General features: G+C 35.3%; 8 protein-coding genes. 2 read left to right on the forward strand and 6 right to left on the reverse strand.

What is annotated here, in order from left to right; all coding sequences use genetic code 11:
- Positions 1-232: 232 nt before the first annotated feature.
- Positions 233-835, forward strand: a complete 603-nt coding sequence (locus LUA91_RS11140) for a GIN domain-containing protein (RefSeq protein WP_231426125.1) — start codon at positions 233-235, stop codon at positions 833-835.
- Between the two features lie 91 nt (positions 836-926).
- On the opposite strand, the gene LUA91_RS11145 is transcribed toward LUA91_RS11140, so the two are convergent.
- The 6 genes from LUA91_RS11145 to LUA91_RS11170 form a co-directional block, all read right to left on the reverse strand.
- Positions 927-3,341, reverse strand: a complete 2,415-nt coding sequence (locus LUA91_RS11145) for a GAF domain-containing protein (protein WP_231426126.1) — start codon at positions 3,339-3,341, stop codon at positions 927-929.
- Positions 3,342-3,481: 140 nt separating this feature from the next.
- Positions 3,482-7,087: a BamA/TamA family outer membrane protein gene (locus tag LUA91_RS11150; RefSeq protein WP_231426127.1), complete on the reverse strand. Its 3,606-nt coding sequence runs from the start codon at positions 7,085-7,087 to the stop codon at positions 3,482-3,484.
- A 39-nt stretch (positions 7,088-7,126) separates the two neighbouring features.
- Positions 7,127-8,032 (reverse strand): SdiA-regulated domain-containing protein, encoded by a 906-nt coding sequence (locus LUA91_RS11155; protein ID WP_231426129.1) that lies wholly within the window; start codon positions 8,030-8,032, stop codon positions 7,127-7,129.
- Between the two features lie 11 nt (positions 8,033-8,043).
- On the reverse strand, positions 8,044-10,086 hold the full coding sequence (gene ppk1, locus LUA91_RS11160; protein WP_231426130.1) for a polyphosphate kinase 1: 2,043 nt from the start codon (positions 10,084-10,086) through the stop codon (positions 8,044-8,046).
- The gene (locus LUA91_RS11165) at positions 10,086-11,303 is read right to left on the reverse strand and encodes a Pycsar system effector family protein (protein WP_231426131.1); all 1,218 of its coding nucleotides are present in this window, start codon (positions 11,301-11,303) and stop codon (positions 10,086-10,088) included. Before LUA91_RS11165 ends, ppk1 begins: the two co-directional genes overlap by 1 nt.
- A gap of 195 nt (positions 11,304-11,498) precedes the next feature.
- Entirely contained in the window at positions 11,499-12,860 is a 1,362-nt protein-coding gene (locus LUA91_RS11170; RefSeq protein WP_231426132.1) for a putative sensor domain DACNV-containing protein, read from the reverse strand.
- 239 nt (positions 12,861-13,099) lie between these two features.
- On the opposite strand from LUA91_RS11170, the gene LUA91_RS11175 reads away from it, so the two are divergent.
- A complete protein-coding gene (locus tag LUA91_RS11175; RefSeq protein WP_231426133.1) occupies positions 13,100-13,384 on the forward strand; it encodes a hypothetical protein in 285 nt (94 codons plus the stop codon).
- Positions 13,385-13,390 lie beyond the last annotated feature (6 nt).

The following is a 13,390-nucleotide window of genomic DNA, read 5'->3' on the forward strand; positions in this document are numbered from 1 at the left end:
CTCACTTTCAAATCATGTAAACAAAAATATTCAGAACCAAGGTTTAAAAAAATCTCAGGTTTCGTCTTGAATTAATGCCTGTTCGTCGAGAATTAAATGAGGCTGGTATATTATCGACCAACTGCTTGCAACGTTTTTGATTTTGCTGCGTCTTATCTACAAAACAAAAACAAAATTACTTAAACAATTCTATAACAATTAATTAACATTTAATTATTAAATAAAAAACATTATGAAAACCTCAATCAAAACCCTAATCGCATCCTCATTAACAGCAATCGTTTTATCAACAGCTGTATTTTCAACTAACATTTCGGCCAATACAATTGCGCCAGTGAAAGTTTCGAAAGTTGGCAATTTCAAAAGAATTTCTGTTAAAGGAAATGTAGAGGTTACTTTAATCCAAAGATCGGCAGCCGGTGTTGTTTATACTGATGACAATACGGGTACAGCGAAAATTATGCAGGATGGCGACAACCTAAAAATCTCTTCATCTGATAAAGGCTTAGCAAAAGTAGTAGTTTACATCAACGATATTTTCAGAATTGAAGCATCAGAAAATGCGATTGTAAAAACTGAAGGAAAAATTACGACTAAATTCTTACAGATCTTTTTGAAAGGTAGCGCACATGCAGAAATTAATACAAGCTCAGAAGGTTTATATACCGTTATTAATGATAACGCGGATTTAAAATTAAGCGGATCGACAGATAACCATACTTTAGTGATGGGCGATAAACAAAAGTTAACTATTGATAAATTTGCCGCATTAAAAACAAGTATCAGTTCGGTAGAAACAATTGCAATTGATAAAGAAATTGCTTCGATAAAATAATCACAAAACACACAAATGTATAAAGGCTTTCTGAGATGATCAGAAAGCCTTTTTTGCTTGTAAATAAAATTAATTGATTTAAAAATATCTTCTAATTCTGCAGCATTTTAGCAATTTCTTTTTCTATCGATTTAAGCTCTTTAGGTTTTAATTTTTTATGAGCATCTTTTTTAGCCTCTAAATATTTAACACCAACACGCAGTGCTTTTAAACCTGATACACCTTGCAATTCATCCAAATCAAGTAATTCTACCTCATCATTAAGGTAACCCTGTACTTGCATGTACTTCACATATTCTAGATATTCTTTGGCTTCTTCCTGATTAAAGTACACCATAGAAATTTTATGTGGTTGCGTTAAGCGTTCGCTGGTTCCTTTAATTAAAACTTTATCAATACGTTTTTTTACCACCTCATATCGAATATTATACGCACCTTCTACATCAAAACGACGTTCATCATTTCTGAAACTGATATCAATCGCATTGGAATGGATAAATATCAATTGTGTAGTTTCTAACGGACGAGGCATTTCGCCAATTAAACTTTTAGATAAGCGGGCAATCTCTACCATTGAAGTTAATTGCCATAGGCGAATATTTTTCAAATATAACAGATCGAAAGGCTTCTCTGGTGCAATCTCCTGACCGATGTAAATATCATACTCCACACCGTCTGTTCTAAACTTAGCAAAATAGCAAGGGTAAGAAGCTTGTAAATTGGCCTGCGATTTCTCCAAGTATTGGCTCACTTCAGTGTTAATCAACTGCATGGAAATTTCCAATTGTCGTCTGTTTGCATAAGCTGCACCTGTTTCCGGAACAATCACTTGAAAGTATTCATCAACAATTTCTGTTGTTTCAGGATGATTGGTTTTGATAATCGATAAGAACGGATAGACCTCAAGCTCTAAAAATTCTCTCAATTGGTTTTCTTCATTTGATGAAGCAAAACTTCCGATTTGTTTAATCCAATCTTTACAATTAAATAAAAGTTTATCTATTAAATCAAGTTTAACTGTTTTCTTAATTGCCTTTAATGCATTAATTAAGTGATTTAAGAGTACGTTTAAATCGTCTTTTAATGCTTTATTACGCTCCGTTGTCGAATTACGAATATCAATTGCTCCAAATAATGGATACATGTGCTTGAACGTAACCGTTTCAATTTCTTTTACCTTGCTATTGCTGTTCTGGCTTTGAAGAAAATGCCAAACAGCCTCATTAAATTTCCATTGAACTGAAGGCTGTAGCGCCGTAAATTTATCCATCAACACTTCACCCATCTTCGCATCAAACTCTTCAATGCTATATTGGAAAAGCTGCCCGATTAATGGCATTGCAGGGCGTAATCTTGATAACAATTTATCATCAACCAAAACTTCATGATTGGAATAAACTTCTAATACGCCAGCCAGCTGATTATTGTAGTAAACTGGCAAAACCGAATAAGAACAAACGCCGGCTGCTTTTAAAACCCTTAAAAAAGGATCTTTGGAAATTTTATCATCATTGATTGAACTAACAAAAATTGCTTTCGGATTTTCTTTATACTTATCAACTAACGAATAAAAAACCTCTTCTTCCAGATTGGCTGCTTTTGCTGAATTGATCAGCATGCTTTGAGAAAATTCTTTATTATCGAAAACCAATTTATTGTTAACCGTTAAAAATGGCATTAAGCCAAATTCTAAATCGCCATTGCCGCTTAAACTTTTTAAAGCCTGGATAACGTGGGTATAGGCTTCTGTTTGATAATTATGGTTTACCAAAGCATCACGAATACCATCAATAGAATTTTGAAGGGTAACATCGGTTATAGAGATAATGCTAAATCCTTCGAAACAAAAGTTTTGTAGCGGAAGATGCATAACCAGGTAATCCAATTCATTATCATCCTGAAAATGCTTTCCTAATTCCTCAAAATTGATTTTTGGTAATTCGCCTTTATGCTTAATATCTACAAATTTGGTATCTGTTTGGATATTATAGTATTGCGTTAGTTTTGAATCTTCGTTAACGTGACCGTAAATAATTTCATTTTTAAGTACATAAGTGAAATTATAAAAACGACTTAAAATAATGTTGTAAATAAATTTAAGTTGTTTTTTTTCTACAGGCTCACTGTCTTTACTCACCTTATTTTTAGGATCGTGATCTTTAAAAAACTTGTAAAAAGCATTGGTACTGAAGAAAATTTGATCTGGAATTGGCGTGCTTAATGCCCAGAATAAATCGTCCTCATCGCCCATTAACGGGGTAAGTATAGTGAAAATTAATTCTAAAGTATCTTTGTATTTTGATAATTCTTCTGCGCTAATGCTTGTTAAAAGCACTTCATCTTTTTCGATTTTCTCAAGCAAAAACCTGTAAAATTCGGATTTAACAGATTTTTCTGTTTTTAATCTATCTTTTAAATACTCCACAAGGGGGCGAAAAGACAGAGAAGATTCTACCTGGCAACCTATACATTCGTTTTTATGTATTTTTATTACGTTGGTATTCATTGTATAAGTTTTGCTATAGTGTAAATTTTGGGTTATCTAATTAGTTAGTAATTCATTACAAAGATACATACTAGTAAGAGTTACTATCGTCTGTTAAACGTAATACTTGGATAATCCATCAATATATATGTTACACAAATTTAGTACCTAAAATTTAGTGAAAAGTATGGATACCAGCCATCTGATGAATGTCCCATTACAAATCGCACAACTGTTAGTGATGCCGGGGCGAAGTAAACCCCTCCTCCTACACCGTGGTGCCATGTTTGCGAAGCTTCGTTTCTTTTCCAAACCCTTCCGGTATCCCAAAAACTTAATAAACCAATTTGTCCAGGTAAAACATAACTTACTAAATCACCAAGCTTTGCTCTCAATTCTAAGTTATTGTAAAAAATATGCTCACCAGCAAACCTGAACTGGCGATAACCTTGAAGATTTCCTTGTCCGCCGAGGTATAGTGCTTGGTAAAATGCAGGTTGCCCTATTGTTACCCCACCACCAAAACGATCGGCCAAAATGAAATTTTTTCTTCCATCTAAATTTTTATATAAAGCAATACTGGCTGTAAATTGCCCAATAGAGTTTGAGTATTTATTAACTCCTTTATAGCCCAGCAATTTAAAATCTACATAACTACCCAATGTTGGCAGCAAATCATTATCGCGGGTATTGTTTGTAAAATTTACAATTGCACCTGCAAACATCTTTTCATTGCGCACAGTTAAACTATCTGCAGAGTGGAGCGCACCTTCATTTAAAATGAATCTACCTTCGTTATCCTCTCTATTAAATTTATAATATTGATAAGATGGACCTACAGAAAAAGTTGATTTTGGCCTGCGCCAGCGAATAGCAGCATCAACCTGATATAAATTAAAACGGGCACGATAATACCGAATATCATCTCCATGTTCGTCAAATTGGGTATCATTTCCTAAACCAAAGAAATTCTGTGTATTATTTGGTGCATAAGCATTTGCGTTGATGAGAAAATCGCCCTTTCCTAATGCTTTCAGCCACTCTCCTTTATAGTTAAATCGAAACGCTTTGGTAGAAAATGAATGTAAAAATGAAACAGTCTGGGAGTTTCCCCAAGGTTGTTTCCTAAAACCAGGATTGGTTTGTTTATACACTAAACCTAATAAAATTCCATCATCACGATTATAACCTGCATTTAGATTATACGATCTTCTTACATACATATCTTTAGGTACGTAACTAAAGTTTGCAGTGTCGTTCGAAATAATTTTTTTGATTTTATCCTGATCATCGCCCTGATAAGTAGCTTTATCAGTTCTACCATATAACTTAACGGTACTATTGCTATTGGCAAAATCGTAATATTTATTCCCTTTACCACCAATAATTCGGATTTTGATTTTTGAATTTTTGTTATCCAAAATCAAACTATCGTTTCCATTGTGCATGTAAATACGAAGCTCTTTGGTTACTTTCGGATCGAACTTGCGATCGAATAATTCATCTTTTATATTTCCTTCTTTGGAAATTTTATTGATTTTAACCCTTAATCCATCATTATCAGTATCACTTACTTTGATCAATTCATGTTTATTGGACATTTCAATATCAACAATGCGATTGAAGAAATGGTAATAATCATTCATTAGTTTAGGTAAACTCGCCACACGCTCCCGAAGTGTTTTCAAGAATGCATCGTGGTGAAGTGAATAGCTTGGCTCCGGAAGCTTTCTCAATGCCTTTTCAAAAACTTCATCGTTGTAATTTGAACAGAAATCCTTAACAATCTTATCAAATTCTTCCTCATCGATATTGGCTGTCCAGCGGCTGCTAATTTCTCTTCCCTCCCACAAAAACCAGTTGATGTTTTGTATCGGGCGCTCATAACCCTGCATCATTGGAAGCAGTGATGATGATTGGGTGAAGCGTTGTAATTTTCCATCTCCGCGGTAAAAAACCTGGTCACGATCGCGAGGAACTGGTGCGTAAATTGATCCATCTTTGGTTTTGGTTTCTTTCCAACGCCATTGATCTTCATGCCGATCCCAATCGCCCAGTAAAACATCCAGAGCCCGAGCCTTTACCCATGCCGGACCATCTAACTTATTATCATTATCGTCAGTTAATTTTTTATCCATTTTTGGCGAACTATCCGATTCTCCAACTGGTTCACGTTCCTCAAATAAACATAATGTATTGGCAAAGGCCGATTCGAATTCGCCCAGCCCATCATCAGGAGAGACCCACCCTATAATAGGATTGGAATGTGGTATTTTAGCAGCTTTGGCCAATTCGGGCACAACCAATGCCGAAAAAGGGTGTTGCGCCGACATGTTATCTTTAATGATATCCTTAGCGAAAGTATTTCTTAATCCTTCGGGCAATAAAACTTCAGGAAACTTTTCTACACTTCGTAACACATATTCTTTTCCATTTTTATCTTCCAAACGTAGTGAGCGGGACTGGTTACCACCGCCTCGTTGTGTGGCTTTTAAGCCGCCCATCATTTTTGATACGTGGAGCACAGGAACTTTGGTTCGCTCTGCATATTCTTTTCGATAATTCTCGCCAAAAACATAGCGGTGAAACCGACCTACGCTATCATATTCTGGTTTAATTTTAACAAAAATACTATCTGCGGTGATGGGTTTATCCCGATTACGAACTTTTGATGGTATGGTTTCAAATTTTTTGATGTAACTGTAAACTTTTTTTACGCTCGTATCGGAGTACACATAATATTCATAGCGCATATCATTATTCATTAGCTGATCTGCAACCACATAACCTTGCTCCATGGCATTAAACAAAGATGTTTTACCTTGTTTGTTAGGCGATGTTTTTGAACCTGAGCCACTAACAATTTGAAGTTGTTTCCCTTTAATTAACTGCAAACCATGTTCGTGACCAGCAACATAAGTTACATTTGGATAATCGCCAAAAACTCCGTTTACAGACCGAATCATATCTTTATATGCAGGATGATTTAAATCTTCTGGACTTAAAAGCGTAGACCTTAAAAAAGGATAAACCGAACCCAAAACCGGCATCGGGATATAAAGATTTTTATTTAGGGAAGTTAATGGAAACAGGTGATTACGCAAATTAAAGTAACCTCCATGTGGACCATAACTTTGAAACGGATGATGGGAAGCCAATAAAATTACCTTATCCTTATTCTGCTCCAATAATTCTTCCATTCGTACCAAAACTTCATCTTTAGTATTGCAATTGCACTCGCTTGCAGCATTAGCTTTATTATAAGGGAAAAGCCACCACTCACTATCGTAAGCAATAATTGTGAGTTTATCTGTTAATTTAATGGCCACTGGATCAGGGCAACCATTATCAGGAATCAGTTTTAAAAGTGGATCGCCTTGCGCCTTCAAAAAATCATCCTGTGCTTTTATTTTAGCTAAACCCTTTGGTCCAGATTTATCCCAATCGTGATTACCCGGAATGAAATAAACATTTGCACCCATTGAGCGCATAGGTTCGAATTGTGAACGCAGAATTTTCTTGGTATCCTCTTCTTCCAAACTCCCTGGCAAACCCATGCCTGTAGGATAAATATTATCTCCTAAATAAACCACAGTAGTTTTTTTCGGAATAATCTGCTTGGCAGCATTTTTAAGATCCTGCATTTGCGCCGTATTCATTTCGCCTGCATCGCCAAAAAGGATAACACGGTATTTAACATCGCTTTGCGCAAAGGCGATGAAATTTGTTAAAAGTAAAATATAAAAAAGGGTAAATTTTTTGATCATAGCCAGGCGTTTGTATAAAGATAGATAATTTTGAGCTGACTACTTTTTAAGCTTAAACATTAAAATGTTACCTGCCGATAAAGTTCCGCCTTCATTCGAAATGTAAAGATTATTATCCCTGTCAAAAGCAATTCCTTCAGGTTGATTGAAAAAGCTACCCTTAAGTGGATAAATAGCCTTGATTTTGAAACTGGCATCGGTTACCACCAATAATTTATTCATTGAAGATAGCACATACCACTCTCCCGTTGATGGATTTTTAGCCAATGCCGAAGGACGAAACTTTAATTTTGATTCTCCAGATAAACCAGCTATTTCTTTGGATGACAGCGTAAAAGTTCCATTTGGGGTAAATTTGCCACCATCGAATTTGAATGCGAAAATTTCCGTTTCATCTTTTTTACCTTTTTTCACTTCTTTCGTTAACACGTAAACTGTTCCTGTTTTTTCATCAGCAGCCAAACCTTCATATTCGGCTTTTGGCACTAAATCTTTGGTTTTGATAACATTTGCTGCCTCAGGCTTATTAATTTCGGAAATGGGAAAAGTGTGCAATTCACCATTACTTTTTAATACAATAATGTAGTTGTTTATAATGGCTAAATCTTCATAATCGCCTTTGCCACCAAATTTTGTAAATTTCGATTGCTTATCGCTCAAGCCCAAGTAAAATAAATCTCCATCTTCATCCTGAATGGCAAAAACCCTGCTCGGATCACCTTTATGAAAAACAATACCTGAAATTTCGAATAGGTTTTGCGGCATATTATATTTAACAGGATTTGCTAAGTCGTAGGGTAAATCAGATTTTGCAGGTGTAGTTTGTATTGTTTCTTCACTTGCAGCAGATTTATCATCGTGCTTATCATTCACACACGAAACCCCAACAAAAGCCAGGGCCATTAACGCTACAACGGTTGCTATTTTTGCTTTATTCTTATTCATACGATAAAATATTAATTCTTAGTCTTTAAGTATTGATAGATGGCATGTTGCGATGAAACCGGAACCTCTCCTGGCAGAACTGCCACGTTGTTCATGTTTTCATCGATAGTAACAGCTTGTACATTATCCTGCTTTTGAAGATTAATGATATCTAAAATTTCTTGTTTTATTTTTTGATCATAAATGGGGAAACAAACTTCAATCCGGCGGTAAATGTTTCTGTTCATCCAATCTGCAGAGCCCAGATAAACATCATTTTTGCCAAGATTATGAAATACAAAAACCCGACCATGTTCCAAATACCGGTCTACAATTCTTGTTACTTTAATGTTTTCACTCATTCCTTGTACACCGGGAATCAGGCGGCAAATTCCACGCACAATCATCTCCACTTTTACGCCGGCTGCAGATGCTTCGTAAAGTTTGTTAATTAGCACTTTTTCTTCGAGATTGTTCATTTTAATGGTAATAGCAGCATCCTGGCCCTTTTTTGCATGTTCTATTTCTCGATCGATCAGTGAAATAAAAGTTTGCTGCAAGTTAAATTGTGCAACCAATAATTCATCGAACTTGATGAAATTATCCGTTGTAGGTTTAACACGTTTGGCCAGGAAAATAAAGAGCAGTTCAACCTCACGAAGCATTTCCTTATTGGCAGTCATTAAGATGTGATCGGTATAAAAACCAGCTGTGCTTTCGTTAAAATTACCTGTTGCAAAAAGACCAACATAACGCATTCTTCCTTCAACCTTACGCTTTACCAAGGCAACCTTTGCATGAACTTTTAAGGCCGTTACACTGTAAATAATATCCACTCCAACGGCCTTCATTTTTTTCGCCCACTTGATATTATTTGCTTCATCGAAACGGGCTTTAAGCTCTACTAAAACTGTAACCTTTTTTCCATTTTTAGCAGCACTGATTAAAGCATTTACAATTTTCGAGTCGCTGGCTACACGGTAGAGTGTTACGTAAATTTCCTGAACAGTTTCATCAATAGCAGCCTCGTTAAAGAAACGCAAAACACTATCGTAACTTTGATATGGAGTGTGTACGATGATGTCATTTTTATAAATCGCTTCTGTTAAAGTGCCATCGATAAAATCGGTATTGCATATTTTAGGCCATGAATCATTAGAAAGTTTATCCGATTTTATCGGAAAAGCCATCAAATCTTTGAGGTTATGATACTGTCCACCTTCGATATTGTTGGCCTTTTTTAAATTGAAAATTTTCTTTACCAATTCCAGCACAAGAATAGGGATTCCAGGTTGATGAAGAAACCTTGTTGCCAATCCTAAATCTCGTTTTTGCAACTGCTTTTCTAATTGTTCTGATAAACTTCCAGAATATTCATCTTTTAAATCAATCTCCGCATCGCGTGTGATTTTGAAACTAAAACATCCCGTAACCTCATTACTGGGAAAAATACGATTCAAATGAAATCGGATAATATCATCCAGAAAAACCACGAAAGTTTCACCATTCGAATCCACCTTATAAAAACGTGGCAGCTCATTAGATGGAATATTTAAAATAACCGCCTTTAAACCAGAATTGGCTTTTAGTGTGATTAAAAAATATAGCTCATTGTTTGAAGGGAAAAAGTTGGTTTTTTCATCAATAAAAATGGGCTGAAGGAAAGCTAAAACCTGACTTAAAAAATACTGGGTAATGGGTTTTTGAATCTCAACAGGAAATGTTTCTCCATAAATGAGATTAATATTATCTTGTTTAAGCGCTGGAATAATTTTCGATTTTAAGGTTTTACCAAAACGCTGCTGCTGATCTGTAATAATTTGATTTGCAGTTTTTAATAAACCCTCTTGAATATGGATGTCATTATCCTCTCGGTTGCTTAACTTTTCCAAAGCCAGGAGCACGGGCATGCGAACCCGATAAAACTCATCAAGATTTGAAGAAAATATCGAAAGAAATTTAATTCGCTCAAGTAAAGGAACAGAATCTCGGCCTGCTTCTTCCAGCACACGATCGTTAAATTTCAGCCAGCTTAAATCTCTGTTGAAAAAGGAAGTTTCAATTATTGCAGCCATTAAAGTTTACCATAAGCTGCGTAAGCAATTACGAAAGCAAAAACCGCAGCAATTAAGCCCCACATAAAAATATTGTAGGCCAAACGGATCAATTTGTATTTTCTTCCTAATACTACACCTTGCGAATAAACATCAGTAATGAGTGTTCCATAAAGAAAATCCTTATCATTCATTACTTTTATCATTCCATCGGTATAACTAGGCAGGCTCATTTTATAAAAGTTACCAAAAAACAGAAGGTTAACTTTTTTATCATCCATATCCTGCTGGGTAAACTCTCCTTTTGGAATGGATGGACGGGTAGATAAAATGGAAACCACCACGCAGGTTAGACTTACAATAAGTAGAATGAATGTTGGGATAATCAAATTTCCATGATCTTCTAATCTTCTAAGCAATAAACTTACAATTAAGGATAACATGATCGAATTAACTGTGATTAATATATGGGCCTTATTATCGGCCATATCACTTAAACGTTGATTATTCGTCGCAGTGATCCTAAACATGGTTTCGATGCCCTTATCTGGCCGATCATCTTTATCTTTCTTCTTAACTTTCGATAAATCAATTGCTGGCGCAAAGTTTTTTGGCTCCTGTATTTCAGCACTGATTACCTGTTGGGGGGTTAGTTTACTTTTAAGTTTACTAATATTGGCCTGTTTCTGATCGTTAAGCAAGAGAATGGCATAATCCGTTTGATAGCGGTGAGACTCCATAAACTGGATATCTTTTTTGCGCCAATCCAGTTTACTGATGTCTTTTTTATGAATAAGTTCAGCTTCCTTATGCATTAATTTCCCCTTTTTCCGGAAATCGGGCAATCCAAGATGAAATAAATCAGCATCACATACAATTTTATCAATCTGATTTTTTGGCGATTGCGGAATCTTTGTAGCCAGGATGGCACTTTTAACCTGCGCTCTTATTTCAGGGGCAACCTCTTGCTCTACCAAAAATTTATCGGCCAATTCGGCACCTTTAAATTCGTGATTTAGGGCATCATCGTAATAACCCGTATCATGAAAATAAGCTGCTACTGTAACAATGAAAAAATCCTGCTCATTAAGTTGATAGTGATTGGCAATTTGCTTTGCTGCTTTTACAACCTCTTCAGTATGTTCAAAATTATGGTAAACCAATCGAGGATCGCTATGGGTATTGAAGTAATTGCTCACGTAATTTTCTACGTTTTCCTGCAATTGTTTATAGTTCATGAATATATGTAAGTTGAGGTAATTTATGTATGTGATAAAAATGCATTTTCAATAAATACTTATAATGGTGTAATTGTTTCACCATAACGTATAAAATTACAGTTAATTTTGAGAAAACTATATTAAAGAATAATACACAAATTACTAAAGATTATTTTACATTTTAATTATCCATCCATCTTAACTATTAAAGTTTTATCCCTGGCTCCTTCTTTGAGACCTACTGGTGCGATATTGTTGGGTTTTGATATTTTCCCACATGATTAGTTTATCTTCAATTTTAGAGAAAGCCCTAATTTCTCCATCTTGAGAGATTACAAAACCTAGCGCTAAAGGATGGTTCCAGCAGTATGCAATCATCGATCTGTGTCTTGTTCCATAATGCTTTGGATCATGCGGCACCAACGATTTTGGTGTAGCCGTTGAGGTATTGGCAACAAATATTTTGCGTGGCATTCGCTTTGCCCTTAATACTGCTCCAAAACCATTTGCTACCATATTTTGATTAAATAGCACAACCCCATCTACACAACTTTGAGACGCAATAAAATTAATAGCCCCCTTGATTTCATCAGAAGTTCCTTTTTTATCGAAAAAAGATTGTGTTTCTTTTTGGTATGTGTTGCGGGCTACAGATCTTTTCCCCTTTTTAAAATCGCTAAAGATTTTATTTTCTACCACAAATTCATCAATTGATGCCTTGGCGTGAGAAATCATAGCCTGCGCCAACCGATCATAATGAATTTTATATTTTACATCAAGATCGATAGTATCAGCAGCAATTAAAATTGCACCGCCATGCTGATAGTTTTGTATTTTCAACAATAATCTCGAAAACGTTTGTATCCATAAACTATCCAAAAACTCTTCCCATTCTGCATATTGTTCTGTAGGATGAAATTGATCGATATAACTCCGAAGTGCAACTTTTAAAAAATCTGCATTTTTCTTCATCATTTTAGATATCGGCCCAATGGTTAATACATCGAGATATCTTTTTACTAAAATATTTTGTTTGAGTGTAGCCAGCAACTCATAATCAAAAAAAACATGAAGCGTACCAATGTCGCTTACGGCAACCTGAAATAATCCGGGTTGTTCCGAGTACATATCCGATTCATAATTTAGAAAATTTTGATAGTGCATTGCCTGATCGATCATTCCCCAAACATACAGGCGACCTTTTTCATCAAAATACACGGCTAATGATGTGCTGGAAGGATCTGCTGCTTTCGATAATTTGGCTAATGATTTGGTAGTCATTGGTATTTTACGATCAAAAGCAATGCAGCTCCATCTTTCCGGAACAATGTGATGTGGAGGTGAAGGATCAGGATTATCGGGATTTATTAAAGTTATGGTAACTCTTATCAAATCACTTTCTTCCTTACACATGCTTGAATAGAACAAACAATCGAACAGGTTTTCCAAAACACCAAGCTCGGGTAAGGCTTGTTTGCTTCTTGTTAAACGAAGTTTATTCTGAACTAATGCAGCAAGATCAATTGGTCGGGAATTTTCCAAAGTGAGTGATTTTGGAATAAACAAAATGATCATCCAAAAGTTTTATGAAAACCCTTTTGGTTTTATGAATGCTGTATCTGTTAACCGTTATAGATTTTTTAAAATTAAACCACAGCCACTTTGAAATATACCTTAAATGATATTCCCTTGCCCAATTCACTTTCTGCATTGTTATTAGACTTGAATTTGGAATAATTTTCAAACATATTTAAAAACATCATGTTAAGTTAAAAGGCCAATTATTCTGGTAGACTTAAAAAATTTTAAAATTTATGATGAATATTAGTGATGAGGGATTATCTATTCCCAATGATTATTACAGAACTCAATTTGTAGATAGTTTTCGAGGTGGTGTTGATGGAGATAATACGATGACCTTCATTGTTAAAGATGATACTGAATTGGTTGCTTATGCTAATGCGGCAAAGTTAGTTTGGGAATCTGTTGGCGATTATCCATCTAGCTTTAAAGGAATTGTAAGAACTAAAACTGGAAATTCCTTTGCAACTTTCGAATATGTTGGCGCTTTAAATGAGTCTGTTACAGCTGTAGGTTAAATAAAC

Origin of the sequence: Pedobacter sp. Leaf250 (assembly GCF_920984735.1) — a bacterium.
Classification (GTDB): Bacteria; Bacteroidota; Bacteroidia; order Sphingobacteriales; family Sphingobacteriaceae; genus Pedobacter.